Origin of the sequence: Pseudomonas sp. DR48, assembly GCF_019823085.1 — a bacterium.
Classification (GTDB): Bacteria; Pseudomonadota; Gammaproteobacteria; order Pseudomonadales; family Pseudomonadaceae; genus Aquipseudomonas.
Map to the genome: position 1 here is coordinate 1,808,175 of NZ_CP081946.1, position 25,847 is coordinate 1,834,021.

The following is a 25,847-nucleotide window of genomic DNA, read 5'->3' on the forward strand; positions in this document are numbered from 1 at the left end:
TTTCGTGAATTTAAAAAAACAAGGGAAAGACAATTGAGACGCAAAAAAGTGCCATCGAAGTGATGGCACTTTTCATTTGAACAAATACTCAAGTTCGGCAATACGCCGCGTGCCTGCATGAACTTCGCTGATGTTGATGCAACATTCTGACATCCAGAAATATCTCACAGAGTTTCCGGCTCGGTCTTACATCTAGCTTCTTCTTGCCTTGTTAGCGTGCAGAGCATCATCGCGTGCAAAGGCCAAGGCAGGCCCGCGTCGCGATCTTCAGTTTTCTGTGCTCAAGGACGAGCAGCCATGAAGCAAAAGGACCAGCGCATGTTCGCACCGGCTAATGCCCCTCAATTCACCCTTGTGATCCCGACCGTTCGCAACGACTTCAAAGTGCTGGCCTTCAATGGCACTGAAACCATCTGCGCGTTGTACTCAATCAGCGTCGATCTGGTTAGTGAGTACCCCGAGTTCGATCTGGAAAGTCTGCTCAACCAGCCTGCATTTCTTCAATTCGGCTTCAAAGGCGAAGGCATTCATGGCCATATCGCTGGGGTGTCCACAGGCGATGTCGGTAAGCGCCTGACCCGCTATCGCATAAACCTGGTACCGGCCCTGCACTTCTTGCAGTTCAGCCACGATCAACGGATTTTCCAGCACAAGACAGTGCCGCAAATCATCGAAAAGGTACTCAAGGGACATGGCATCCAGGCTGATGCGTTTACCTTCCACGTCAAAACGAGTCCCGAGCGCGAATACTGCACGCAGTACCGCGAAAATGATTTTGAGTTCGTCCAGCGGTTATGCGCCGAGGACGGTATTTCCTGGCATCACCAGCATTCGCGGGAAGGCCATGTGCTGGTGTTCACCGACGACCAGACTTTCTTCCCAAAACTGGGCGAAACCCCCTATCAGCAAGACTCCGGAATGGTGGCGGAGCATCCCGTCGTCAGCCAGTTATCCATGGGTTTCAGCACCCGCCCCAGCAGGGTTACCCGGCGACATTACGACCCGGAACGCCCGAGCCTTTTACTGGAAAGTGGCTTCACTGCTGAGTTCAGCCCTGAGCATGAAGACTATCGTTACCCACTATTTTTCAAGAGTGAAAAACTCGGCCAGCAACTCGCCCGGCACGCGCTGGAACGACACCGTGCCGATTACCAATTGGCCGAGGGCGAAAGCGATCAGCCCAGTCTGCGCTGCGGCCACTTTTTCAGTCTGACGGATCACCCACGCGATACGTACAACGATCTATGGCTGCTGCTCAGTGTCACCCACTCTGGAAAGCAACCTCAGGTGCTCGAAGAGTCAGTCACCAACGCGACCGAACCTGAGGACGGCTTTACCCAGGGCTACCGCAACAGCTTCAGCGTGATTCCCTGGGATGTGTTTTATCGGCCACCGATGCCTGAACCAAGACCCATGCTGAATTGCCAGACCGCTCGCGTCACCGGACCTGCCGGTGAAGAGATTTACTGCGACGAATTTGGTCGCGTCAAAGTCAAGTTTCACTGGGACCGATCTGAACGTAACACTGAAAACAGCAGTTGCTGGCTGCGACTAGCGTCCAGTTCGGCGGGGGACAACTTTGGCACAGTGATCATTCCGCGCATCGGGATGGAAGTACTCGTCACCTACCTCGAAGGCAATCCCGACAATCCGTTGATAACCGGTTGCCTGATCAACAAGGTCACGCCAGCGCCCTATCCCTTGCCCGAGAACAAAACCAAAACCGTGCTTCGAACCCACAGCTCCCCCGCTACGGGTGGCTACAACGAACTGTCGATGGAAGATCGCGCTGGCGATGAATTGATCCACCTGCGTGCTCAGCGGGATATGGAGCAGAAGGTCGGGAACGACAGCCGGCTGGAAGTGGGCAATGAGAGTCGAGTCACCATCAAGGGCAACCGTATTACGGTGCTGGGATCTGAAGAGCACCTCACTATCACGTCGGATCGAAAAATCCAGGTAAGCGGCAACGACTACCTGCATGTCTCTGGCGACAGCCACACAAGATCTGATGAAACGCTGGTTATCGAAGCCGGTCAGTACGTGCACATCAAGGCCGGCACACACCTTGTGTTAGATGCGGGTGAGAGCCTTTCCATGAAGGTCGGCGATCAACACATCGTGCTCAACTCCGACGGTATTTTCAGTAGTAGCGCGATTGAGGTCGGCGGTTCTCCAACGCCGGGTACAGCTGCATATACATTACTGCAGGGGGCTGCGGCGGGCTTGTTGGTGTCCGTTGCGCCTGAACCTTCGCCATCGGAAGTGAATGAATCCGATGAGCTGGAAGAAGAGGAGGAAGAAGTCGAAGAGGAAGGGATTACTTTGCGGATTGGGGTGTTCTTCGATGGGACCGGGAATAACCGGTCCAACAGTGAGATGGCGGCTGGATGTTATGCGCGGGATGTAAATCTGCTGGAGGAGGCTGAGGATATTCAGCGGTTTTGTAAGGCGTATGGGTATGACGGTTTGGGGAATACGCCGGATGATAGTTATGGGAATGACACGAGTAATGTGGCGAAGCTGTATGAGCTGTACACCAATGACAGTGAGCGGCTGTTGGCTGCTGAGGAAACCATCGGGTACATCCCCGTTTATCTGGAGGGCATCGGCACGAGCAGTGGTAAAGAGGATTCACTTTATTCACCAATGACCGGCGTAGGTGCACAGGGTGTATTGGCAAGGGTCAAGCAAAGTCCAACAAATATCCTTAAAGAAGTCCGACTTTTCGAGTTGGCAAACCCCGACCGAAAAGTTGAGTCTATCGTGTTTGATATCTTCGGCTTCAGTCGCGGCGCCGCTGCCGCACGGCATTTTGCCAATGAAGTCTTGAAAGGAGAAAAAAGCTCGCTGGCAGCGTTATGGCCAGCCAACTCATCAATGTTCACTGAGGAGTTTTCCTGGCGCACCAACATCGATGTCTCCATCAACTTTATCGGCATTTTCGACACCGCTGCCGCAGTAGCCAGCATGACTGACGGTGACTTTAGCGTGCACGACGCCAACAACCCCGGTGTTAACTTGCATCTGGCGCCCGAAGTGGCAAAAAAGGTCGTGCATCTGGTGGCGCGGGACGAACGACGCCATAACTTCTCACTCAACAGCGCCGGCGCTGCTGATATCGAGCTGCCCGGGGTCCACTCCGACTTGGGTGGGGGGTACGTACCCAACTTCATTGAACGAGTACTGCTTAGCAAGCCGCGGTGCAGCCGCGACATGGACCTTCACATGCCTTCCACAGCGTCGCCCGCCTATCGTTGGGCTGAGCAGGAACTAGGTCGCCTTCAGGATCAACTTAACCTGTATGGGCTTGCACTGGAGGTGAAAACCTGGGACGTGGAGGTAATCAACAACGCAAAAGGCGACAGATCCAAGTCGAAAAATGTGTATGCAGCAGTGCGCAGCCAGCGAACGGTGCGCAACGATCTGGCGTTGGTTTACCTGCGAATCATGCGCGATTTAGGGGCCAGGCACGAAGTCCCGTTCAAGGTTATTGACGAAGATGATCAAACGTACGCATTACCGACAGAGCTGAAATCGATTGCCGAAAAACTCATGGCTTACGCGTTAGGCACCACTCGCCGGACGAGCCTGAGCCTCGACGAAGAGGAGTTGCTCTACCGCCGCTACATCCATCTGTCTGCCAACTGGAATGCCGCCAAAGGCTGGAACAACAGCGATCTGAACATCGTGTTTATTAATCGACCTGCCGAAAACTATAAGCGCGTGGTGCATCCCGATGCGTAAGCGCTCATCCCTGCTTAAGACCGGCTTTGCGCTGCTATTTGTGTTGTTGGGAGGATGTGTCTCTTACGAGAGCAGATCATTACCTTACGACGCTTGGAGCCTCGATTTTTTTGCCCCCGACTATATGGAGGTCTGGATCGAAACGGCGGATGTCGTAGATATAAATGAGCACGTGTTTCGAGGTGCAGGTAGCGGAATCCCGGCGACTGGTTATCCCCGGGGGCTAAGTAAAGGCATTCCAGCTCTCTTCAAGGGCGATGCAAAGGGGTGGTTTAAACATCCAGCAGGAAAGGGTCGATATGTAACGGGGGCTAACCTGCCTCGTTTGGTCTATGTGCGCTGGCAGTCCATGGCCGAACCACAGACCTATGAAGCCTACATCGAGATTACTGAATCAGTCAGACAGTTAATGCGTAAACGCGAGGACGTATTTTGCGCATTTGACGGCAAGGTCATAACGGACTATCGACAACTGCTTGTGGTTGGCTTGGCCCCTGGAGGTATCGCCAAAGTATGGGTGAAGGGCCCTTGCCTCTCGGCGACCGAAGTCACCCGAGTCCAAGGCACGATCAGCCCCAAAGGCCCCTACGGGGGCACATCCAACGGGAAACACCGCCCGCTTTCAGAAGAAGCAAAAGCCTACATCGACGAGTTCGGCATTCCCTATGGCTCCTGGTAACCCATGAACAATCACCAAAAAACTCGACCGGAGGAACTCTCAATCCATAAGTCCGCCTCTCTGTTTAAAGCAGGCTGTGCAGTAGCGCTTGCGCTCTTTTTGAGTGGATGCGCCAAAGACCATCGCAGATCATTACCCTATGACGGCTGGGACCTAAGGTTTTTTTCGCCCGATTACATGGAGGTCTGGGTCGAAACGGCGGATATCGTTGATATCAATGACCGTGTGTTTCGAGGTGCAGGTCGCGGAATCCCCTCGACTGGTTATCCCCGTGGGGGAAGTAAAGGGGTGCCGGCTCACTTCAAGGGCGATGCGAAGGGTTGGTATGAGCATCCGAAAGGAAAAGGTCGAGTTGTAAGGGGAGCCGATCTACCACGTTTAGTCTACGTACGCTGGCAGTCCATGGCCGAACCGCAGACTTATGAGGCGTACATCGAGATCCCCGAATCGGCGCGACACACCATGGTTGAGGGTGAAAAAACCTTCTGTCGCGCAGACGGTAAATGGATAACGGATTACCGAGACATGCTGATAGTAGGCTTGGCGCCTGGAGGAGTCGCGAAGGTTTGGCTGGGCGGCCAATGCTTATTGTCGACTGAGGTCACCCGCGTTCAAGGCACGATAAATCCCAAAGGCCCCTACGAGGGCACATCCAACGGGAAACATCGCCCGCTTTCAGAAGAATCAAAAGCCTACATCGACAAATTTGGCATTCCCTATGGCAGTTGGTAGGAATGCCAACAATTTCGATGGTTAAACACCGCGCTACAGCGCTTGTTTAAAACGCCTCAAGGTTACGTCCTGCAAGCTACAACACCTTGCGCCGTTGCCTACGGCTACGCCAGAATCCGCCGGCTTGTGCGCCTTTCGGCCGGTCGGTAACTTGGTTCCTGTCACTGATCGTCAGTGGACGGGTTTAGTCGCCCGCTGGTAATTGAAGTTGCACAAGCTTCCGTCAGACAGGTATCTCCTACCTGCATTTGATGGTGGCTGTGCGCAGGGCACCTTCGGGTGCGCCGGCTTCTTCAATTCCCCGGTCCGACTAACCTGCGTACAGCCGCCACCCCTTCGTTTAGTCGGCGAAGTGGTGTCAGCATCACTTATGGAATTGAAGATCATGTTCAAGGTAACTCCAAATCCACCGGACACCGATCCGGTCTCCCCTTACGAAAACCCTGATTCAAAAAAACTCAACGATGCAGCCGAGCGCGCCCTCGACCATCACTTCCCGCCAGCCGAACAGAAACCACCGAAACGCAACGGCCAACTCTTCAGCGTCTGCCCGGACATCAATACTGATGCACTGCTTGCCAACGCTTCGGAAGACTCACGGTCCATCAGCGCCATCGCCGCCGAACTCGCCGACGATGTGAGCGGCCCACAACGCTCCATAGCCTTGGCGCTTAGCCGCATGGCTGATGGCGTGCATTTGTTGGTAGAACGAGCGCTGGATGACCTCGACGAGCCGGAAATGGCGGCGCTTCTCGCCAGAAAACACACCCGATCCAGTTGATCCGCAATCCATAAAAAAAAGGGCACCCAACCTCGTTGGCGTGCCCTTTTTTTCATATGCCCTCTAGTTGAGGCGCTGCCACCATGCGCAAAAAGTTGCGCAGTCAAATACTTAAACGCCGATCCAAAGAACGCTAGAGGCCCTGAAATTAAAGGCCTGCAACCCATTGCGCAAGAAGTTGCGCAGCAGTGTGCAACTTCTTGCGCACCCTCGAAGCGGCTCCTTCGAATAACCAGATAAATATCCTACAGATCAAAATTACTCAGTCTTGATTCATAAGTAGTTTCCCCGACATGGTACGAAGCTTGACATGTGTAAGGCACCCGGCAGGCGACATCGCTTCACGGGCACTTTCACTTATTGAGCAAGGAGCAAACCCATGGCAACACCCGCGTACATGTCCGTCACCGGCGAGAAACAAGGTCTGATCACTGCCGGCGCCTTCACCGCCGACTCGGTTGGCAACACCTACCAGGAAGGTCACGAAGACCAGGTCATGGTTCAGGCCTTCAGCCACGACGTGATCATCCCGCGTGACCCACAGTCCGGCCAGCCAACCGGTCAGCGCGTTCACAAGCCAGTTGTGATCACCAAGGTCTACGATAAGTCCTCGCCCCTGCTACAAGCGGCCCTGACTTCTGGCGAGCGCTTGAGCGAAATCGTTATCCAGTGGTATCGCACTTCGGCTCAAGGTACCCAAGAGCACTACTACACCACCAAACTGGAAGACGCGATCATCGTCGCCATCACCAACACAATGCACAACTGCCAGGACCCATCGAACTCGCACTTCACGCACCTGGAAGACGTGCAATTCACCTACCGCAAGATCACCTGGACCCACGAAGTCGCCGGCACCTCGGGTTCCGATGACTGGCGGTCCCCGGTCGCGGGCTAATGTTGTATTGCAATCGACCATAAAAAATGGGCACCCGATTTAATCGGCATGCCCATTTTTCAATACGGTTCTCCCCTTTATTCAGGGAGTTCGCCGCAATTACGGATTAACGCTGTCTTTCAACGATTTGCCTGGCTTGAACGCAACAGTGTTGCTGGCCTTGATTTTGACGGGCTCACCGGTTTGCGGGTTTTTGCCGGTACGGGCACCGCGGTGGCGTTGCAGGAAGGTACCGAAGCCCACCAGCGTGACGCTGTCTTTGCGGTGAAGTGCGCCGGTGATTTCTTCGAGAACGGCGTTGAGAACGCGGTTTGCCTGCTCTTTGGTGAGATCTGCTTTTTCAGCGATTGCAGCGGCGAGTTCTGGTTTACGCATTAGTGAAGCCCCTTTGACGGTTTTTTGTTGTTATGTCCGTGCTGTTCTCGTTGGAACAGCGCCCAAAGCGCCGCAGGTGCTCTACTCTGCGGCAGACGGGAGTGAGAATGGCACGCACGGAAGAGCCGCGCCAGTCTCGGCGCGACCTTTGTAGGGGCAAAAGAGGGGTGATTCCGACAGAACGACCGGTATTTACGCCAGCAGTGCCGGAAGCTCTTTGTTGAGGGCCAGTTTTTCCATCACCGCCGCGCCTGTCAGAGCATAACCGAGCAGTTTTCCGCCGGAATCGCGGCACAAAACCTTGACGTCAGCACCCTGCCCTTCGACTGTCCAGACGCCCTCCATACCCCGTGGCGGCGGCGAAACCACCAATGGGCAGACGGGTGTTTTCACCGTGATCGGCATTGGGCCATAGGTGACAGCGGTAGGGTTTCCGGCGAGGGTTTGCGCCAGCGCTCTCGCACAGCTCATCAGGGGCATGACGTACAGCAGATTCAGCCCATCGACCTCGGCACAATCGCCCAGGGCGTAGATATTGGCGTGGGACGTTTTCAGGTGACGGTCGACCACCACACCACGGTTGACCTGCACACCGGCTGCCGCCGCCAGGTCGATACGCGGACGCAGGCCAATGGCCGACACCACCACATCGCAAGGAATCACCTGACCATCGGACAAATGCGCCTCCAAGCCATCATCCACACGCTGCAAGCGATTGAGCACGGGGCCAAGGTGGAAGCGCGCGCCCAGGCTTTCCAGCCCGGCCTGCACCGCTGCGGCCGCCGCCGGGTGCAGCAAGGTCGGCATGACTTGTTCGCACGGTGCAACCAGTTGCACCTCGTAACCGCCCAGGATCAAGTCATTGGCGAATTCACAACCAATCAGCCCGGCGCCCAGCAACAGCACCCGACGTTTGCCGGCCGCTGCCGCGCGAAAGCGCGCGTAATCTTCCAGATCGTTGATCGGGAAAACGGCGTCGGCGGCGTCGCCTTCGATCGGCACTCGCACGGTTTCCGCGCCCCAGGCCAGGATCAAGTCGCGGTAAATCACCGATTCCTCGCCGATCCACAAGCGTTTGTGTCCAGGATCGATACCGCTGATGCGCGTGTGGGTACGCACTTCGGCCTTCAGTTGCTCGGCCATCGCGCCAGGTTCGGCCATGCTCAGGCCATCGGCGTCTTTGTTCTTGCCGAAACCGGTGGAGAGCATCGGCTTGGAGTAGGAACGCCCGTCATCGGCGGTAATCAGCAGCAGCGGTGTTTCACCATCGAGTTTGCGAAACTCCCGGGCCAGGTTGTAGCCGGCCAGCCCGGTGCCGACGATCACGACAGGTGCGTTCATTCCTTACTCCTTTAAATGTCTTAGTTGATTTCGATCATTTCGAAATCCATCTTGCCCACGCCGCAGTCCGGGCAAAGCCAGTCTTCCGGCACGTCTTGCCACGGAGTGCCCGGCAAAATGCCGTCGTCCGGCCAGCCGTCGGCTTCGTTATAAATCAGGCCGCAGACCACACATTGCCACTTTTTCATTCAGGTACTTCCTCAGGATTCAGGCTTGATGCCGGCGCAAACGGTCGATAGATGCAGCGTTGCCGTTCGGCTCAGGGGCGTTTTGTACTGATCGGGCTCGGCAGATGCAAGCGTGTTCGGCGCAACGGCGGCCCGGATCAATCAAAATCGCTGGCTGACATGTTAAGCTCGCCGCCTCATTTGCTGCCAATAATGACTCACTGTGCCGCACTCAAAATCCCCCTCCGCGACCCCGTTATGGCTCCCTCAAAGCCAACTGACGCCCCGCCCCGACACGTCTACCCTCGACTGGTTGTTTGACCAAGGCTCGCTGACCCGCCGGCTGATCCGTTTGTCGAATAATGCTTTCAGTGTCACGCCGCTGTTTGAAGGCTGGCAACCACTGCGCGCCGACGAATGTGCCGCGCTGGAACTTGATGAAGGCAGTGAAGGCTGGGTGCGCGAGGTGTATTTGCGTGGCCATGGCGAAGCGTGGGTGTTTGCCCGCAGCGTGGCGGCGCGCAGTGCGCTGCAGGGCGATGGCTTGCACATGGACGAATTGGGCAGTCGCTCGCTGGGTGAGTTGCTGTTTTGCGATCAAGCGTTCCAGCGTCGGGCTATCGAGGTTTGCCACTATCCTCAGGAATGGCTGCCGATGGAGGCCCGGGCACCTGAGCTGTGGGGCCGCCGCTCGCGGTTCGACCGCGGTGCCTTGAGCGTGCTGGTAGCCGAGATTTTCTTGCCGACCTTGTGGCTCGCCACCCGCGCCCATCCGGAGAATTGCTGATGTATCAGAGCCTGCTCAAGTCCCTGAATCGCTTGAATCCACGGGCCTGGGATTTCATTCAACTGACCCGCATGGACAAGCCGATCGGCATCTATCTGCTGCTGTGGCCGACATTGTGGGCGCTGTGGATTGCCGGCAAAGGTTCGCCGTCCTTGGCCAACCTCGTGATTTTCGTGCTGGGCGTGGTGCTGACCCGGGCCGGCGGCTGCGTGATCAACGATTGGGCGGACCGCAAGGTCGACGGCCACGTGAAACGCACCGAACAACGGCCACTGGTGAGTGGCAAGATCAGCTCCAAAGAAGCCTTGGTGTTCTTCGCGTTGTTGATGGGCGTGGCCTTCCTGCTGGTGCTGTGCACCAATGCGAAAACGGTCTGGTTGTCGTTCGGTGGCCTGGCGCTGGCCTTCACTTACCCGTTCATGAAGCGCTACACCTATTACCCGCAAGTGGTATTGGGCGCGGCGTTCTCTTGGGGCATGCCGATGGCGTTCACCGCTGAAACCGGTGAGCTGCCAGCTGCGGCGTGGCTGCTGTGGATCGCCAACCTGTTGTGGACGGTCGGCTATGACACTTATTACGCCATGACCGACCGCGACGATGACCTGAAGATCGGGGTGAAATCCACCGCGATTCTCTTTGGCGATGCGGACCGGGTGATCATCCTGACGTTGCAAGGGTTGGCGCTGGGTTGCCTGCTGCTGGCCGGGTCGAAATTCCAGCTCGGCGGCTGGTTCCACCTTGGCTTGCTAGCGGCGGCGGGCTGTTTTGCCTGGGAGTTCTGGTACACCCGAGGCAAGGACCGGATGCGTTGCTTCAAGGCGTTTTTGCACAACCATTGGGCCGGGCTGGCGATTTTCGTGGGGATTGTGCTGGATTACGGGTTGCGTTGACGTTTGCAAAAGATCGCAGTCTTGGGCGGCTCCTACGCGATTGTGGGCGCTGCCCAAGCCTGCGATCTTTTCATAGCATCAGCGAATCATTTACTTATGCTCGCGCATCACATGCCACACGTCTTTCATGCCATCACCTTTCATTTCTCCAGGCTTTTCGTCCTTCACAAAGGTGTACAGCGGCTTGCCGTCGTAAGCGTATTGCATCGTGCCGTCATCACGCTTGATGACGGTCCATTTGCCCTCGGCCTTGGCACCCGCCGGAGCCATCATTGGCGGCCAGTTTTTAGCGCAATCACCGTTACACATTGACTTGCCGCCAGCGTCCTTGTCGAACGTATAAACGGTCATGCCTTTGTGATCCACCATCATCCCGTCTTTCATCATGGCGGGTTCGGCAGCGAAGGCCATTGTTGGCAAAGCAAGGACAGCGGCCAACATCAAAGCCTTAAGGGAGAACGTGTATTGACTCATGGAAACCTTCCTTTTGTGGTTGTCAGGATTCGGACTTAGAGCTTAGTTCAGGATCATGACAATCGCCGGGCTGCTAAATTGTTGTCACACGACTGCAATAATTCCGTTATCTAATGCGGCGCAAGACAGTTAAATGACAAGAGGATTAAAGGCATGGTTGGCAGGAGCATTCTGATCGTCGACGACGAAGCGCCCATCCGCGAAATGATCGCCGTTGCGTTGGAAATGGCCGGCTATGACTGCCTGGAGGCGGAAAACTCGCAGCAGGCCCATGCCATCATCGTCGACCGCAAGCCGGACCTGATCCTGCTCGACTGGATGCTGCCGGGCACGTCCGGTATCGAACTGGCCCGCCGCCTCAAGCGCGATGAGCTGACCGGGGACATCCCGATCATCATGCTCACGGCCAAGGGCGAAGAGGACAACAAGATTCAGGGCCTGGAAGTCGGCGCCGACGATTACATCACCAAACCGTTTTCACCGCGTGAGCTGGTAGCGCGTCTCAAAGCCGTACTGCGCCGCGCTGGCCCGACTGACGGCGAAGCACCGATCGAAGTCGGTGGCCTGCTGCTGGACCCGATCAGCCACCGCGTGACCATCGACGGCAAACCCGCCGAGATGGGCCCGACCGAATACCGCTTGCTGCAATTTTTCATGACTCACCAGGAACGCGCCTACACCCGTGGCCAGTTGCTGGATCAGGTCTGGGGCGGCAACGTCTACGTCGAAGAACGCACCGTCGACGTGCACATCCGTCGCCTGCGCAAAGCCCTCGGCGATGCCTACGAAAATCTGGTACAAACCGTGCGCGGCACCGGTTATCGCTTTTCCACCAAAGCATAGAAGCAGCGGCAAGCTTTAAGCTATAAGCGGCAAGCACAGCCGCTCTAACTTGCGGCTTGCATCTTGAAACTGGAAGCTGCGTTAAGGACGCCCCGTGAACCAAAACTGGCATGGCACCCTGATCCGTCACATGCTGTTGCTGGTCACCGGCTGCCTGGTCATCGGTTTGATGACCGGCTACTACGGCTGGAGCCTGGCGGCAGGATTGGGCATTTACCTGGGCTGGACCCTCAAGCAACTGCTGCGCTTGCACGAATGGCTGCGCCTGCACAAACCCGATGAGGCACCGCCCGACGGTTATGGCTTGTGGGGCGAAGTGTTCGACAGCATCTATCACCTGCAACGCCGTGACCAACGGGTACGCGGGCGCCTGCAAGCGGTGATCGACCGCGTCCAGGAATCCACGGCTGCGCTGAAAGACGCGGTGATCATGCTCGACAGCGACGGCAACCTGGAATGGTGGAACCGCGCCGCCGAAACCCTGCTCGGCCTCAAGACACCGCAAGACAGTGGCCAGCCGGTCACCAACCTGGTGCGCCATCCGCGCTTCAAGGAATATTTCGAGCAGGACACCTACGCCGAGCCGCTGGAAATCCCTTCACCGACCAACGATCGCCTGCGCATTCAGTTGTACATCACCCGTTACGGCAACAACGAACACTTGATGCTGGTGCGCGACGTGACGCGCATCCATCAGCTGGAACAGATGCGCAAAGACTTCATCGCCAACGTTTCCCACGAGTTGCGTACGCCATTGACGGTCATCTGCGGTTACCTGGAAACCTTGCTCGACAACGTCGAGGAAGTGAACCCGCGCTGGACCCGTGCCCTGCAGCAAATGCAGCAGCAAGGGGGACGCATGCAGACCTTGCTCAACGACTTGCTGCTATTGGCCAAACTGGAAGCCACCGATTACCCCTCGGACAACCAGCCCGTGGCCATCGAAGGCTTGCTGCAATCGATCAAGGGAGACGCCCAGCAGTTGTCCGGCCAGAAAAACCAGCGCATCACCCTGGAAGCCGATCCGACGATTCTGCTCAAGGGCAGCGAGGCTGAGTTGCGCAGCGCGTTTTCCAATCTGGTGTTCAACGCGGTGAAATACACGCCGGCCGATGGCAACATCCGCATTCGCTGGTGGGGTGACGAGCAAGGTGCGCACCTGAGCGTCCAGGATTCGGGGATCGGTATCGACAGTAAGCACCTGCCGCGCCTGACCGAACGTTTCTACCGCGTCGATTCCAGTCGCAATTCCAATACCGGCGGCACCGGTCTCGGCCTGGCGATCGTCAAACACGTATTGTTACGACATCGTGCGCGGATGGAAATCAGCAGCGTGCCGGGGCATGGCAGCACGTTTACCTGCCATTTTGCGCCGGCCCAGGTCACCAAATCCCGGGTCATCAGTGCTGCCGACTGATACCGGCCAGCACTCCCCCCTAGGCAATCGCCCGGTCAGCCGCTACATTGGCTGACTTGTGCCTGCCTTTCAGGTGCACTTTTTTCTTTCCTTTCGAATACACGGAAACCGCAAAACTCCATCATGGACCCTTCCCCTGGCTTGACCCTCGCGACACTCTTTGCCGACTTCGGCATGATTCTTTTTGCTCTGATCCTGGTTTTGCTCAACGGATTTTTCGTTGCGGCGGAATTTGCCATGGTCAAATTGCGCTCGACCCGGGTCGAGGCCATCGCTGAGAAAAACGGCTGGCGCGGACACATCCTGCGCACCGTTCACAGTCAGCTCGATGCCTACCTGTCGGCGTGCCAGCTGGGTATTACCCTCGCCTCGCTGGGTCTTGGCTGGGTCGGTGAACCCGCGTTCGCACATATTCTGGAACCGATGCTTGAAGCTGTCGGCGTGCAGTCGGCCGAAGTGGTCAAAGGCGTGTCGTTCTTTGCGGCGTTCTTTGTCATCTCGTACCTGCACATCGTCGTCGGCGAACTCGCTCCGAAATCCTGGGCCATCCGCAAACCCGAGTTGCTGTCCCTGTGGACTGCCGTGCCGCTGTACCTGTTCTACTGGGCCATGTACCCGGCGATTTACCTGCTCAACGCCAGCGCCAACACCATCCTGCGGATCGCTGGCCAGGGTGAACCCGGGCCCCATCACGAGCACCATTACAGCCGTGAAGAACTGAAACTGATCCTGCACTCCAGCCGTGGCCAGGACCCGAGCGACCAAGGCATGCGTGTGCTGGCGTCCGCCGTGGAAATGGGCGAGCTGGAAGTGGTCGACTGGGCCAACTCCCGGGAAGACCTGGTGACGCTGGAATTCAACGCACCGCTCAAGGAAATCCTGGCGATGTTCCGTCGCCACAAATTCAGCCGTTATCCGGTGTACGACAGCGACCGTCAGGAGTTCGTCGGCCTGCTGCACATCAAGGATCTGCTGCTGGAACTGGCGGCCCTGGACCACATTCCCGAATCGTTCAACCTCGCCGAGCTGACCCGCCCGCTGGAGCGCGTGTCTCGGCACATGCCGCTGTCGCAGCTGCTGGAGCAGTTCCGCAAGGGCGGCTCGCACTTCGCGCTGGTTGAAGAGGCCGATGGCAACATCATCGGCTACCTGACCATGGAAGACGTGCTGGAAGTGCTGGTCGGCGATATTCAGGACGAACACCGCAAGGCGGAGCGCGGGATCCTCGCCTACCAGCCGGGCAAATTGCTGGTACGCGGCGACACGCCCTTGTTCAAGGTTGAACGCCTGCTGGGTATCGACCTGGACCACGTCGAAGCCGAAACCCTCGCCGGGCTGGTCTACGAAACCCTGAAACGGGTGCCGGAAGAGGAAGAAGTGCTGGAAGTCGAAGGACTGCGGATCATCATCAAGAAGATGAAAGGGCCGAAGATCATTCTGGCCAAGGTGTTGATGCTCGATTGATGCGCTGATCCGCAACCGGGTCGATCCCATCGCGAGCAAGCCCGCTCCCACAAGGACGACGTAAACCCTGTGGGAGCGGGCTTGCCCGCGATGGCGTCAGGACAGGCAACCCATCATTGCTTGCCCAACGCAAAGTTGGGCAACGACCCGACCGGTTGATTGAACTGGTACGGAATCGATACCAGCCCCAGTCCCGTATTGCGCTGCACCACAAAATGCAGGTGCGGCCCGCTGCTGTTGCCGGTATTGCCCGACAGCGCCAGCGCACTGCCCACCGATACTCGTTGCCCTTCGCGAACGCTGACCGAACCTTGCTTGAGGTGCAGGTACACGCCCATGGTTCCGTCATCGTGCAGCACTCGCACGAAGTTGCCTGATGGATCGGTGCCGCGCCCGGTCTGGGCATTCTCGGTTTTCACCACCACTCCGCCCCGCGCCGCAATGATCGGCGTGCCTTCGGGCATGGCGATGTCCATGGCGTAACGATTCTTGGCGCCGAAATGGCTGTATTGGCCGTTCGCGCCCTGGCTCAGGCGAAACGGTCCGCCGCGCCAGGGCAATGGGTATCGATAGGCCATGGCGGCGCCTGAGGGATCGCCCAGGGAATATTCGAACCTTGGGGTATACGCCAGCGGTCTTCCAGGCTGCGTCGCCGTGAGCAGCGCCAGACGAAGGTTGCTGCGGGCCGGCATCACCCGACGGATCGGCCGGCTCGGTGCGCCACTGACATTACTCAGCCCGGCGAAACTCAACTCGATCTCGACGGGCGCATACAGATCGTTGCGCACGAACACGCTGTCCGCGCCCTTCTGCTTTTTGATGTCCAGATACACCTGGCGCTCGAGGTGCTCGTCCATCCGATCTCGAAAAACGAACACCTGGGAGCCCTTGCTGGGGCGGTCGCTGTAGGAGACCACGCCATTGGCGTCTTTGGACTTGTAGATCGTCATGGCCACAGCCGAGGTGGAGGCCATGAAAAGACCACAGAAAAACAGCAGGCGCGCGAGCATGGGCAAAGAGTCTGTCGAGTAAGGCCTGGGAGGAGCCTAGCAGCTGCAATGGACCCGAGTCGTCGGCAGATGTTTCAAATGATCGTTCCCACGCTCTGCGTGGGAATGCAGCAAGGGACGCTCCGCGTCCCACCGAAGCAGACGCGGAGCGTCCCGGGAGGCATTCCCACGCAGAGCGTGGGAACGATCAGCGGTACGGATTACGCGCCCGGTACGAAATGCTTCTGTGCCGTACCACGTGCTATCAAGCGGGAGATGTAATCGAGCTTCTGCGCATCCTGATCGACGAAGCGGAAGGTCAGTTGTAGCCATTCGCTGTCGGGTTTCTGCTCGTGAGCGACGATGGCGTGCAAGTAGCCGTTAAGGCGGGCGGTTTCGGCGTTATCGCCCTGCTCGAGGTCGAGCACGGCGCTGTCGAGCACTTGCGGCAGGGTGTCGGTGCGCTTCACGACCAGCAGTGCTTCCTTGAGACTCAAGGCCTTGATCACGCACTGTTGAATGCCGTTCGGCAGGCGCAACTGACCCTGGCCACGACCGCTAGCTGGCGCTGCGGAGGACGCTGCAGGCTTGATCGGCGGGCTGTTGAGCAGGCCGCGGGATGCAGCAGCCGGGGCTGGGGCTGGCGCGGCGGCGGCCGCAGGTTTGGCGAACGGGTTGGCCGGTGCCGCTGCAGGCGCGACCACGGCAGCCTTGCCGCCAGTCAACGCGCTCAGGGAATCGTTGCCGAACGCCGAGTTCATTTTGGTCGGCGCGCCGCTCATCAAGGCGTCCAGCTTGCCGACCTTGTTCAGCGCCTGCTTGACCTTGGTCAGCAGTTGCTCATTGGTGAACGGCTTGCTGACGTAGCCGGAAACGCCGGCCTGAATCGCCTGAACCACGTTCTCCTTGTCGCCACGGCTGGTCACCATCACGAAAGGCATGGTCTTGAGGTTGTCCTGCTCGCGGCACCAGGTCAGCAGTTCCAGGCCAGACATTTCGGGCATTTCCCAGTCGCACAGGACCAGGTCGAACGCTTCCTTGGCCAGCAGGGCCTGAGCTTTTTTGCCGTTGATGGCATCTTCGGTCCGGATACCGGGGAAGTAGTTACGCAGGCACTTCTTTACCAGGTCGCGAATGAATGCCGCATCGTCCACCACCAACACACTGATCTTGCTCATCCACCACCCCTCGAAAAAATCCCGGCAAGCATACCGTCTTACTGATGGCACATTGCCAAAAACCTTCAGTCACGCCGGGACTTTTCGTTCGCGGGTGCTGCGTTTAAAGTCGTCAACCCCATACAAAAACGCCCGGCCAAAGGACCGGGCGTTTTTCTTGGGCAGTCTTACTTATCGTCAGCTTTGCCCGGAACATTAGCGGTTTCGCCACTTGTGCCTTCAACTTCTTCTTTCATGCGCTTGAGGCCCAGGTGACGCACGTCGGTGCCGCGTACCAGGTAGATCACCAATTCCGAGATGTTGCGCGCGTGGTCGCCGATGCGTTCCAGCGAACGCAGCACCCAGATAATGCTCAAGACCCGCGAGATAGAGCGCGGGTCTTCCATCATGTAAGTGGCGAGCTCGCGCAGCGCGGTCTTGTATTCGCGGTCGATGATTTTGTCGTACTGCGCCACCGACAACGCCAGGTCGGCGTCGAAGCGGGCAAAGGCGTCCAGCGCGTCGCGCACCATGTTGCGCACCTGGTCGCCGATGTGGCGCACCTCGACGTAACCGCGCGGCGCTTCGCCTTCTTCGCACAACTGGATGGCACGGCGGGCGATTTTGGTCGCTTCGTCACCGATACGCTCCAGGTCGATCACCGATTTGGAGATGCTGATGATCAGGCGCAAGTCAGACGCCGCAGGCTGACGACGGGCCAGAATGCGCAGGCATTCTTCGTCGATGTTGCGTTCCATCTGGTTGATCTGGTCATCGATATCACGCACTTGCTGCGCCAGGCCGGAGTCGGCCTCAATCAGCGCGGTCACCGCGTCGTTGACTTGTTTTTCCACCAGCCCGCCCATGGCCAGGAGATGGCTGCGCACTTCCTCAAGCTCGGCGTTGAACTGCGCAGAAATGTGATGGGTAAGGCCTTCTTTACTAATCATCTGTTTCGCTCCGCGAAAGTTGCAAGCTTCAAGCTGCAAGCTTCAAGCAGTTATGTAAGTCCTGATATCGCACCGCTTCTTTCTTGCCGCTTGAAACTTGCGGCTTGCAGCTGTACGGCTAGCCGTACCGCCCCGTGATGTAGTCTTCGGTCTGCTTCTTCGCCGGATTGGTGAACAGGGTGTCGGTGTCGCCGAATTCCACCAGTTTGCCCATGTACATGAACGCCGTGTAGTCAGACACCCGCGCGGCCTGTTGCATGTTGTGGGTCACGATGACGATGGTGAACTTCGATTTCAATTCGTAGATCAGCTCTTCGACTTTCAGCGTGGAGATCGGGTCGAGTGCCGAGCACGGTTCGTCGAGCAGCAAGACTTCCGGCTCCACGGCGATGGTGCGGGCGATCACCAGACGTTGCTGCTGACCACCGGACAGGCCCAGTGCCGACTCGTGCAGACGGTCTTTGACCTCGTCCCACAATGCTGCGCCTTTCAACGCCCACTCGACGGCTTCATCGAGGATGCGTTTCTTGTTGATGCCCTGGATGCGCAGGCCATACACCACGTTTTCGTAGATGGTTTTCGGAAACGGGTTCGGCTTCTGGAACACCATGCCGACGCGACGACGCAGTTCAGCCACGTCCTCGCCTTTACGGTAGATGTTGTTGCCGTAGAGGTTGATCGCGCCTTCGACACGGCAGCCGTCGACCAGGTCGTTCATGCGGTTGAAGGTGCGCAGCAGCGTGGACTTGCCGCACCCGGACGGGCCGATGAAGGCGGTCACGCGCTGCTTCGGGATGTTCATGCTGACGTCGTACAGCGCTTGCTTCTCGCCATAGAACAGGCTCAGGCCCGGCACTTCGATGGCCACGGTTTCCTGTTCAAGGCTCAGGCTCTGTTTGTCGCGGCCCAGGGCAGACATGTTGATGCCGTGGGTATGTGTTTCGTGCTGCATGGGGTCTCACTCCGTTCGTAGCTGCAAGCTTCAAGCTGCAAGCTGCAAGTTTTGAGCAAAGGCGGCGAGCAGCATTTTCTTGCCGCTTGTAGCTTGCCGCTCGTGGCTTATCAATCAGCTATCCAACGCTTTGTACTTCTCGCGCAGGTGGTTACGGATGTAGACGGCCGACAAGTTAAGCGTGGCGATCACCAGCACCAGCAACAACGCCGTGGCGTAAACCAGCGGTCGCGCGGCTTCGACGTTCGGGCTCTGGAAGCCGACGTCATAAATATGGAAGCCCAAGTGCATGATCTTCTGGTCCAGGTGCAGGTACGGGTAGTTGCCGTCCACCGGCAGCGACGGCGCCAGTTTCACCACACCGACCAGCATCAGCGGCGCCACTTCACCCGCGGCGCGCGCCACGGCGAGGATCATGCCGGTCATCATCGCCGGGCTGGCCATCGGCAGCACAATCTTCCACAAGGTTTCAGCCTTGGTCGCGCCGAGGGCCAACGAGCCTTCGCGCACAGTGCGGGGAATTCGCGCCAGGCCTTCTTCAGTGGCCACGATCACCACCGGCACCGCCAGCAGCGCCAGGGTCAAGGACGCCCAGAGCAGGCCCGGCGTACCAAAGGTCGGCGCCGGCAAGGCTTCAGGGAAGAACATCCGGTCAACCGAGCCGCCCAGTACATAGACGAAGAAGCCCAGGCCGAACACGCCGTAAACAATGGCCGGAACGCCCGCCAGGTTGTTCACCGCGATACGGATGATCCGGGTCAGCACGTTCTGCTTGGCGTATTCACGCAGGTAAACCGCCGCCAGCACGCCGAACGGGGTCACGATCATCGCCATGATCAGGGTCATCATCACGGTGCCGAAAATCGCCGGGAAGATCCCGCCTTCGGTGTTCGCTTCACGCGGATCGTCGCTGAGGAATTCCCAGACCTTGCTGAAGTAGAAGCCGACTTTGGTGAAGGTGCTCATGGCGTTCGGCTGGTAGGCGTGAACCACTTTGCCGATGCCGATCTCGATCTCTTTGCCGTTCGCATCGCGGGCCGTGAGGCTGTCGCGGTTGAACTGGGCATGCAGGTCATTCAGGCGTGCTTCGATGTCTTGATAACGAGCATTCAGCTCGGCGCGCTCGGACTCCATGTCTGCTTGAGCCGTGGCGTCGAGATGGCCGGCCAGTTCCAGTTTGCGACCGTGCAGGCGGACCCGCTCCAGACCGGCGTTGATCGCACCGATATCGGTTTTTTCCAGGCTCTTGAGCTGTGCGGCCAGCTTGTTCACGCGATCGACACGGGCCTGCAACTCAGGCCATGCGGCTTCGCCTTCAGCGATGACCTTGCCGTCCTGTTTGACGTTGACCAGGTAGCCGTAGAAGTTGCCCCACTCGCGACGCTCGATGGTCATCAGCTCGGGTGGCGTCTTCTGGTTCGTCAGCCACTCGCCGACGATCCAGGTGAAGTCGTTGCCGTTCAGGTCACGGTTGCCGACCTTGATCAGCTCGCGGGTCATGAACTCCGGGCCCTGATCGGGCACCGGCAGGCCAGCGGTTTTCAGGCGCTCGCGTGGCACTTCTTCCTTCTGCACCACTTCGCCGATCACCAGGTGATTGGCCTGGCCCGGCACGTCGTAATTGGCGTGCACCAGGTCTGCCGGCCAGAAGTGGCCCAGACCGCGCACGGCAATCACCGCCAGCAAGCCAATGGTCATGATGACCGCGATGGACACCGCGCCACCGCTGATCCAGACGCCGGGGGCGCCGCTCTTGAACCATCCTTTCAGGGAGTTCTGTTTCACAGACTTCTACCTTTCTTAAAGCGACGAGTATTTCTTGCGCAGACGCTGACGAATCAGTTCCGCGAGGGTGTTCATGACGAAGGTGAACAACAGCAGCACCAGCGCCGAGAGGAACAGCACGCGGTAATGGCTGCCGCCGACTTCCGACTCCGGCATTTCCACCGCTACGTTGGCCGCCAGGGTGCGCAGGCCTTCAAACAGGTTCATTTCCATGACCGGGGTGTTACCGGTGGCCATCAGCACGATCATGGTTTCCCCGACCGCACGGCCCATGCCGATCATCAGTGCCGAGAAGATCCCCGGGCTGGCGGTGAGGATCACCACGCGAGTCATGGTCTGCCACGGCGTGGCGCCGAGTGCCAGGGAGCCCAGCGTCAGGCCACGAGGCACGCTGAACACGGCGTCTTCGGCGATGGAGTAGATGTTCGGGATCACCGCGAAGCCCATGGCCAGGCCCACTACCAGAGCGTTGCGCTGGTCGTAGGTGATGCCCAGGTCGTGGGAGATCCACATGCGCATGTCGCCACCGAAGAACCAGGTCTCCATGTACGGGCTCATGTACAGCGAGAGCCAGCCCACGAACAGAATCACCGGGATCAGGATCGCGCTTTCCCAGCCATCCGGCACCTTCAGACGGACGGATTCAGGCAAGCGGCTGAAGATGAAACCGGCCACCAGAATGCCGATCGGCACCAGCATCAACAGGCTGAAGATGCCCGGCAAATGCCCTTCTACATACGGCGCGAGGAACAGGCCGGCGAAGAAACCGAGGATCACTGTTGGCATTGCTTCCATCAGCTCGATCACTGGCTTTACCTTGCGGCGCATGCCCGGAGCCATGAAGTAAGCGGTGTAGATCGCCGCAGCAACAGCCAAAGGCGCGGCCAGCAGCATCGCGTAGAACGCGGCTTTCAGCGTACCGAAGGTCAGCGGCGACAGGCTCAGCTTGGGTTCGAAGTCGGTGTTGGCGGCGGTCGATTGCCAGACGTATTTAGGCTCGTCGTAGTTTTCGTACCAGACCTTGCTCCACAACGCGCTCCAGGACACTTCCGGGTGCGGGTTGTCGAGCAACAGCGGTTGAATCTTGCCGCCCGCTTCCACGATCACGCGGTTGGCCCGTGGCGACAGACCGAAGATGCCTTGGCCGTCGACCACCTGATCCACCAGCAGGGTGCGGTGAGCGGTGCTGTGGAATACGCCGAGCTTGCCGGACGCATCGAGGGCGATGAAGCCTTTGCGGCGCTCTTCGGCTGTGATTTCAACGATTGGTGTGGTGCCCATCTGGAAGGTGCGGATCTGCTTCAAACGCAATTCGCCGTCGTGGTCGCGGGCCATGAACCACTGGGCCAGGCCACCCTTGGAGTCGCCAAGGATCAACGAGATACCGCCCACCAGTTGAGTACTGGCGGTGATTTGCGCTTCACCATCTTCGAGTAGCTTGTAGCGACCATTGAGGCTCTTGTCGCGCAGGCTGAATACGTCGGCTTGGGCGCGACCGTTGATTACATACAGCCACTGCTGGCGCGGGTCTACGAAGATGTTTTTCACCGTTTCAGTCATCTGCGGCAGATCGATACGCTTCTGCTCGTTGGTGACTTCGCCGGTCATCATGTTTTCTTCGCTGGTCAGCGACAGCACATTGAGTTGCGCACCAGTGGAACCGACCAGCATCAGCGTCGTATCGGTGGCATTGAGGCTGACGTGCTCCAGCGCACCACCCGCCTCGTTCAACGCAATCGGGGTTTCGCCGTACGGGTATTCAATGGCCGGCGAGATAGTCTTCTTGCCGTCTGGATAGCTGACTTTATAAGTGTGGCGGAACACCAGGGCCTGGCCGTTGGACAAGCCGACCGCCACCAATGGATGACCTGGCTGGTCTTCAGCGATGGAGGTGACCGTGGTGCCGGCCGGGATCGGCAGATCGACGCGCTTGAGTTCGGCGCCACTGTCGATGTCGAAGAATAAGGCCTGGCCCTTTTCGGAAACCCGCATGGCGACCTGGTTCTGCTCTTCCAGCGAGATCATCAACGGCTTGCCGGCGTCTTGCATCCAGGCGGGCGTGATGGCGTCTTTGGCGGTCAAACTGGCACCCTGGAACAGCGGCGCGACAACGTAAGCGAGGAAAAAGAAGATCAGCGTGATCGCACCGAGAACGGCGAGGCCGCCCACGAGGACATACCAGCGGGTCAGGCGATCCTTGAGCGCGCGGATGCGGCGCTTGCGTTGCAGCTCAGGCGTATTGAAGTCAATTCGCTTGGGGGGATTCGTAGTCATGGTGGAATTGGCCAGATCATTCATGCGCACACCCTAGCGATCCTGTATGACAGAAAGATGACAGTGCAGTGACGCAACAAATCCGCCGCCAGCGGGAACTGGCAGAGGATCGGAAATTTGGGGTGTGGGAGCGGGCTTGCTCGCGAAGGGGGCCGTCACTTTCAACATTAATGCTGACTGAACCACCGCATTCGCGAGCAAGCCCGCTCCCACATTGAACCCGGGGACTACCCCGGGTTCAGGGCTTTACTTTTTTGCGACTTCAGCGCCGCCTTCCGCCAGACCCAGGTCAGCCAGTGCTTTTGCAGCAACCTTGGCTGGCAGTGGGATGTAGCCGTCTTTCACTACAACTTCCTGGCCCTGTTTGGACAGAACCAGTTTCACGAACTCGGCTTCCAGCGGGGCCAGAGGCTTGTTCGGGGCTTTGTTGACGTAAACGTAGAGGAAGCGCGACAGCGGGTATTTGCCGTTCAGTGCGTTTTCTTCGCTGTCTTCGATGAACTCGGTGCTGCCTTTCTTCGACAGAGCAACGGTTTTCACGCTAGCGGTTTTGTAGCCGATGCCCGAGTAACCGATGCCGTTCAGCGAGGAGCTGATCGACTGCACGACCGAAGCCGAACCTGGTTGTTCGTTGACGTTTGGCTTGTAGTCGCCTTTGCACAGGGCTTCTTCTTTGAAGTAGCCATAGGTGCCGGATACCGAGTTACGACCGAACAGTTGAACCGGCTTGTTGGCCAGGTCGCCGGTCACACCCAGGTCACCCCAGGTTTTGACTTCGGTTTTAGCGCCGCACAGACGAGTGGACGAGAAGATCGCGTCGACTTGTTCCATGGTCAGGTGCTGGATCGGGTTGTCTTTGTGTACGAAGACGGCCAAGGCGTCCACGGCAACCGGGATAGCGGTTGGCTTGTAGCCGTACTTCTGTTCGAAGGCAGCCAGTTCGGTGTCCTTCATTTTGCGGCTCATCGGGCCCAGGTTAGAGGTGCCTTCAGTCAACGCAGGTGGCGCAGTGGCGGAGCCAGCGGCCTGAATCTGGATGTTTACGTTCGGGTATTCTTTTTTGTAGTTCTCAGCCCACAGGGTCATGAGGTTGGCCAGGGTATCGGAGCCGACGCTGGACAGGTTGCCCGACACACCAGTGGTCTTGGTGTAGCTCGGGATCGACGGGTCAACAGCGGCGAACGCGTTGGCGGTCGCAACGCCAGCAGCGACAAAAGTCATTGCCGCCATCAAACGCTTCAGTTTCATGCCTTACTCCTAGCAGATAGGGTGTGTTAAGTCGGGGCCAAGTATTAGCAGGCCGTGTGAACACTCTATGGCTGAAATATGACAATTGGATGAAAGGCCAGCATTCGGGTTTTTACCGAATAATTCCTGCGCCCCAATCGCCAGCAGGCTAGCCCCCACATTGGAATGCGTTTCAATGTGGGAGCTAGCCTGCTGGCGATTGGGGCCGATACAGCTACAGACAATTTCGGGATCAGCGGCCCTTCTTCCAAAGATACCCACCCACCAGAATCCCGACACCGCAAAGAACCGCCACGTAATATGACGGCCCCATCGGACTTTCCTTAAGCAACAGGCTGACGATCATCGGCGTCAGGCCGCCGAAGATGGCGTAGGCGACGTTGTAGGAAAACGACAGGCCACTGAAACGGACCACAGGCGGGAAGGCTTTGACCATCACGTACGGCACGGCGCCGATGGTGCCGACCAGCAGGCCGGTCAGGGCATATAGCGGGAACAGCCAGTCGGGATGCGCTGCCAGGCTGTGATAGAAGGTCCAGGAGCTGAGCAACAACGCCGCACAGCCAAACACGAAGACCCGTCCTGCGCCGAACCGATCCGACAGTGCGCCGGCAATGATGCAGCCAAAACTCAGGAATACGATCGCCAGGCTATTGGCTTGCAGCGCCGTGGTTGGTGAGAAGTGGTACACCGTCTGCAGCACGGTCGGCGTCATCAGGATCAACACCACGATAGCGGCAGACAGCAGCCAGGTCAGCAGCATGGAAATCAGGATCGCCCCACGATGGTCGCGCAACACCGCACGCAGCGGCACTTCTTCGGCCAGCGCTTTGCGCAGTTGCAGTTCGGCGAACACTGGCGTTTCGTGGAGCCAGCGGCGCAGGTAAACCGAGAACAGGCCGAATACGCCGCCCAGCAGGAACGGGATCCGCCAAGCGTAATCCGCCACTTCCACCGGGGTATAAATGCTGTTGATCGCAGTGGCAACCAGCGAGCCCAGCAGGATGCCCGCAGTCAGACCGCTCGTCAGCGTGCCGCAGGCATAGCCGATGTGCCGCTGCGGAACGTGTTCGGAAACGAATACCCACGCACCCGGCACTTCACCGCCAATGGCCGCGCCCTGAATCACCCGCATCAGCAACAACAGGATCGGAGCCCACATGCCGATTTGTGCATACGTCGGCAGCAAACCCATGATCAGGGTCGGCACCGCCATCATGAAGATACTCAACGTGAACATCTTCTTGCGACCCAGCAAGTCGCCGAAGTGGGCCATCACGATGCCCCCCAACGGGCGGGCGAGATAGCCGGCGGCGAAGATGCCGAAGGTCTGCATCAGGCGCAGCCACTCGGGCATGTCGGCGGGGAAGAACAGCTTGCCCACCACCGTGGCGAAGAACACGAAGATGATGAAGTCGTAAAACTCCAGCGCGCCGCCAAGGGCAGACAGCGACAAAGTCTTGTAGTCGTTGCGGGTCAGCGGACGTGCGGGTTGAGCTGGCTGCGCGATGCTCGAGGGCGCTGTGGTCATGGCAAGGGCTTCTCTTATAGTCGGATCTGCAACCCCAACAACGCTGGCGGAGGCTTGGGCAGGTCCGGCACGATAGCAAATTGTTCGAAAAAGCACATAGATGAGCGTATTTGACGGTCAAAATGAGAACCGGACGGTCGTCTCGGAGTCTACCGACCGATATACTCGCAATCCTGGACCTGCTTGTAAGGGGTTGCTGTGCGAAAACGTCGTTGGTAACTGTCAGCCGATTTCGCAGAGTTTCCCTTTAGGCGCCTTACGAAAAACGTGACGAACAGAGCATGTTCGGGGTTGAATCGTTTTTCCTGGAGACGGCTATTCACCTGAAGTACTTATGAAGAGTCACGGGTCAGAGGCACCCCCGGC

At 58.2% G+C, this 25,847-nt stretch carries 22 protein-coding genes; 10 read left to right on the forward strand and 12 right to left on the reverse strand.

Features of this window, described 5'->3' with window-relative positions; genetic code table 11:
- Positions 1-318 precede the first annotated feature (318 nt).
- From tssI to K5K95_RS08350, 5 genes are all read left to right on the forward strand, one after another.
- Positions 319-3,747: a type VI secretion system tip protein TssI/VgrG gene (tssI, locus tag K5K95_RS08330; RefSeq protein ID WP_222590311.1), complete on the forward strand. Its 3,429-nt coding sequence runs from the start codon at positions 319-321 to the stop codon at positions 3,745-3,747.
- The gene (locus K5K95_RS08335; protein ID WP_222589055.1) at positions 3,740-4,426 is read left to right on the forward strand and encodes a DUF2931 family protein; all 687 of its coding nucleotides are present in this window, start codon (positions 3,740-3,742) and stop codon (positions 4,424-4,426) included. The genes tssI and K5K95_RS08335 overlap by 8 nt, the downstream gene beginning before the upstream one ends.
- Positions 4,427-4,429: 3 nt before the next feature.
- Positions 4,430-5,158, forward strand: coding sequence for a DUF2931 family protein (locus tag K5K95_RS08340; RefSeq protein WP_222589056.1), 729 nt, complete (start codon positions 4,430-4,432; stop codon positions 5,156-5,158).
- Between the two features lie 385 nt (positions 5,159-5,543).
- The gene (locus K5K95_RS08345) at positions 5,544-5,939 is read left to right on the forward strand and encodes a DUF6124 family protein (RefSeq protein WP_222589057.1); all 396 of its coding nucleotides are present in this window, start codon (positions 5,544-5,546) and stop codon (positions 5,937-5,939) included.
- 379 nt (positions 5,940-6,318) lie between these two features.
- A complete protein-coding gene (locus K5K95_RS08350; RefSeq protein ID WP_222589058.1) occupies positions 6,319-6,837 on the forward strand; it encodes an Hcp family type VI secretion system effector in 519 nt (172 codons plus the stop codon).
- A gap of 99 nt (positions 6,838-6,936) precedes the next feature.
- On the opposite strand, the gene K5K95_RS08355 is transcribed toward K5K95_RS08350, so the two are convergent.
- The 3 genes from K5K95_RS08355 to K5K95_RS08365 form a co-directional block, all read right to left on the reverse strand.
- Positions 6,937-7,212, reverse strand: a complete 276-nt coding sequence (locus tag K5K95_RS08355) for an HU family DNA-binding protein (protein WP_003213368.1) — start codon at positions 7,210-7,212, stop codon at positions 6,937-6,939.
- 192 nt (positions 7,213-7,404) lie between these two features.
- Positions 7,405-8,553 (reverse strand): NAD(P)/FAD-dependent oxidoreductase, encoded by a 1,149-nt coding sequence (locus tag K5K95_RS08360; protein ID WP_222589059.1) that lies wholly within the window; start codon positions 8,551-8,553, stop codon positions 7,405-7,407.
- A gap of 20 nt (positions 8,554-8,573) precedes the next feature.
- Entirely contained in the window at positions 8,574-8,741 is a 168-nt protein-coding gene (locus tag K5K95_RS08365; RefSeq protein WP_222589060.1) for a rubredoxin, read from the reverse strand.
- A 202-nt stretch (positions 8,742-8,943) separates the two neighbouring features.
- Between K5K95_RS08365 and K5K95_RS08370 the strand changes: the two genes are divergently transcribed.
- A complete protein-coding gene (locus tag K5K95_RS08370) occupies positions 8,944-9,507 on the forward strand; it encodes a chorismate--pyruvate lyase family protein (RefSeq protein WP_222589061.1) in 564 nt (187 codons plus the stop codon).
- Positions 9,507-10,397 (forward strand): 4-hydroxybenzoate octaprenyltransferase, encoded by an 891-nt coding sequence (gene ubiA, locus K5K95_RS08375; RefSeq protein ID WP_222589062.1) that lies wholly within the window; start codon positions 9,507-9,509, stop codon positions 10,395-10,397. Before K5K95_RS08370 ends, ubiA begins: the two co-directional genes overlap by 1 nt.
- Positions 10,398-10,487: 90 nt before the next feature.
- On the opposite strand, the gene K5K95_RS08380 is transcribed toward ubiA, so the two are convergent.
- Positions 10,488-10,871 carry a hypothetical protein gene (locus K5K95_RS08380; protein ID WP_222589063.1) on the reverse strand — a complete coding sequence of 128 codons (384 nt, stop codon included), beginning with the start codon at positions 10,869-10,871 and terminating at the stop codon, positions 10,488-10,490.
- 153 nt (positions 10,872-11,024) lie between these two features.
- Here K5K95_RS08380 and phoB point away from each other — a divergent pair, with 153 nt between their 5' ends.
- The 3 genes from phoB to K5K95_RS08395 all read left to right on the forward strand — a co-directional run bounded on the left by phoB (position 11,025) and on the right by K5K95_RS08395 (position 14,595).
- Positions 11,025-11,714 carry a phosphate regulon transcriptional regulator PhoB gene (gene phoB / locus K5K95_RS08385; RefSeq protein WP_007896474.1) on the forward strand — a complete coding sequence of 230 codons (690 nt, stop codon included), beginning with the start codon at positions 11,025-11,027 and terminating at the stop codon, positions 11,712-11,714.
- Between the two features lie 130 nt (positions 11,715-11,844).
- The gene (phoR, locus tag K5K95_RS08390; RefSeq protein ID WP_261398173.1) at positions 11,845-13,131 is read left to right on the forward strand and encodes a phosphate regulon sensor histidine kinase PhoR; all 1,287 of its coding nucleotides are present in this window, start codon (positions 11,845-11,847) and stop codon (positions 13,129-13,131) included.
- Positions 13,132-13,254: 123 nt separating this feature from the next.
- On the forward strand, positions 13,255-14,595 hold the full coding sequence (locus tag K5K95_RS08395; RefSeq protein ID WP_222589065.1) for a hemolysin family protein: 1,341 nt from the start codon (positions 13,255-13,257) through the stop codon (positions 14,593-14,595).
- A 113-nt stretch (positions 14,596-14,708) separates the two neighbouring features.
- On the opposite strand, the gene K5K95_RS08400 is transcribed toward K5K95_RS08395, so the two are convergent.
- From K5K95_RS08400 to K5K95_RS08435, 8 genes are all read right to left on the reverse strand, one after another.
- The gene (locus tag K5K95_RS08400) at positions 14,709-15,605 is read right to left on the reverse strand and encodes a peptidoglycan DD-metalloendopeptidase family protein (RefSeq protein ID WP_222589066.1); all 897 of its coding nucleotides are present in this window, start codon (positions 15,603-15,605) and stop codon (positions 14,709-14,711) included.
- 200 nt (positions 15,606-15,805) lie between these two features.
- Positions 15,806-16,762 carry a response regulator gene (locus K5K95_RS08405; protein ID WP_222589067.1) on the reverse strand — a complete coding sequence of 319 codons (957 nt, stop codon included), beginning with the start codon at positions 16,760-16,762 and terminating at the stop codon, positions 15,806-15,808.
- A 167-nt stretch (positions 16,763-16,929) separates the two neighbouring features.
- Positions 16,930-17,691: a phosphate signaling complex protein PhoU gene (phoU, locus tag K5K95_RS08410; protein WP_090177873.1), complete on the reverse strand. Its 762-nt coding sequence runs from the start codon at positions 17,689-17,691 to the stop codon at positions 16,930-16,932.
- 118 nt (positions 17,692-17,809) lie between these two features.
- Entirely contained in the window at positions 17,810-18,643 is an 834-nt protein-coding gene (gene pstB, locus K5K95_RS08415; protein ID WP_027926300.1) for a phosphate ABC transporter ATP-binding protein PstB, read from the reverse strand.
- A gap of 114 nt (positions 18,644-18,757) precedes the next feature.
- Positions 18,758-20,428: a phosphate ABC transporter permease PstA gene (pstA, locus tag K5K95_RS08420; RefSeq protein ID WP_222589068.1), complete on the reverse strand. Its 1,671-nt coding sequence runs from the start codon at positions 20,426-20,428 to the stop codon at positions 18,758-18,760.
- 15 nt (positions 20,429-20,443) lie between these two features.
- Positions 20,444-22,477, reverse strand: a complete 2,034-nt coding sequence (locus K5K95_RS08425) for an ABC transporter permease subunit (protein WP_222590312.1) — start codon at positions 22,475-22,477, stop codon at positions 20,444-20,446.
- A 471-nt stretch (positions 22,478-22,948) separates the two neighbouring features.
- Entirely contained in the window at positions 22,949-23,950 is a 1,002-nt protein-coding gene (locus K5K95_RS08430; RefSeq protein ID WP_222589069.1) for a phosphate ABC transporter substrate-binding protein PstS, read from the reverse strand.
- Between the two features lie 232 nt (positions 23,951-24,182).
- Positions 24,183-25,481 (reverse strand): MFS transporter, encoded by a 1,299-nt coding sequence (locus K5K95_RS08435; protein WP_222589070.1) that lies wholly within the window; start codon positions 25,479-25,481, stop codon positions 24,183-24,185.
- Positions 25,482-25,847: the final 366 nt, after the last annotated feature.

What these genes read in the sequence shown, in the direction of transcription:
- K5K95_RS08355 (WP_003213368.1), bottom strand. Translation starts at nt 7,212, where the DNA reads ATGCGTAAACCAGAACTCGCCGCTGCAATCGCTGAAAAAGCAGATCTC.
- K5K95_RS08340 (WP_222589056.1), top strand. Translation starts at nt 4,430, where the DNA reads ATGAACAATCACCAAAAAACTCGACCGGAGGAACTCTCAATCCATAAG.
- tssI (WP_222590311.1), top strand. Translation starts at nt 319, where the DNA reads ATGTTCGCACCGGCTAATGCCCCTCAATTCACCCTTGTGATCCCGACC.
- K5K95_RS08345 (WP_222589057.1), top strand. Translation starts at nt 5,544, where the DNA reads ATGTTCAAGGTAACTCCAAATCCACCGGACACCGATCCGGTCTCCCCT.
- K5K95_RS08380 (WP_222589063.1), bottom strand. Translation starts at nt 10,871, where the DNA reads ATGAGTCAATACACGTTCTCCCTTAAGGCTTTGATGTTGGCCGCTGTC.
- K5K95_RS08435 (WP_222589070.1), bottom strand. Translation starts at nt 25,481, where the DNA reads ATGACCACAGCGCCCTCGAGCATCGCGCAGCCAGCTCAACCCGCACGT.
- K5K95_RS08360 (WP_222589059.1), bottom strand. Translation starts at nt 8,553, where the DNA reads ATGAACGCACCTGTCGTGATCGTCGGCACCGGGCTGGCCGGCTACAAC.
- ubiA (WP_222589062.1), top strand. Translation starts at nt 9,507, where the DNA reads ATGTATCAGAGCCTGCTCAAGTCCCTGAATCGCTTGAATCCACGGGCC.
- K5K95_RS08350 (WP_222589058.1), top strand. Translation starts at nt 6,319, where the DNA reads ATGGCAACACCCGCGTACATGTCCGTCACCGGCGAGAAACAAGGTCTG.
- phoB (WP_007896474.1), top strand. Translation starts at nt 11,025, where the DNA reads ATGGTTGGCAGGAGCATTCTGATCGTCGACGACGAAGCGCCCATCCGC.
- K5K95_RS08425 (WP_222590312.1), bottom strand. Translation starts at nt 22,477, where the DNA reads ATGCAAGACGCCGGCAAGCCGTTGATGATCTCGCTGGAAGAGCAGAAC.
- K5K95_RS08430 (WP_222589069.1), bottom strand. Translation starts at nt 23,950, where the DNA reads ATGAAACTGAAGCGTTTGATGGCGGCAATGACTTTTGTCGCTGCTGGC.
- phoR (WP_261398173.1), top strand. Translation starts at nt 11,845, where the DNA reads ATGCTGTTGCTGGTCACCGGCTGCCTGGTCATCGGTTTGATGACCGGC.
- K5K95_RS08405 (WP_222589067.1), bottom strand. Translation starts at nt 16,762, where the DNA reads ATGAGCAAGATCAGTGTGTTGGTGGTGGACGATGCGGCATTCATTCGC.
- pstB (WP_027926300.1), bottom strand. Translation starts at nt 18,643, where the DNA reads ATGCAGCACGAAACACATACCCACGGCATCAACATGTCTGCCCTGGGC.
- phoU (WP_090177873.1), bottom strand. Translation starts at nt 17,691, where the DNA reads ATGATTAGTAAAGAAGGCCTTACCCATCACATTTCTGCGCAGTTCAAC.
- K5K95_RS08335 (WP_222589055.1), top strand. Translation starts at nt 3,740, where the DNA reads ATGCGTAAGCGCTCATCCCTGCTTAAGACCGGCTTTGCGCTGCTATTT.
- K5K95_RS08365 (WP_222589060.1), bottom strand. Translation starts at nt 8,741, where the DNA reads ATGAAAAAGTGGCAATGTGTGGTCTGCGGCCTGATTTATAACGAAGCC.
- K5K95_RS08395 (WP_222589065.1), top strand. Translation starts at nt 13,255, where the DNA reads ATGGACCCTTCCCCTGGCTTGACCCTCGCGACACTCTTTGCCGACTTC.
- K5K95_RS08400 (WP_222589066.1), bottom strand. Translation starts at nt 15,605, where the DNA reads ATGCTCGCGCGCCTGCTGTTTTTCTGTGGTCTTTTCATGGCCTCCACC.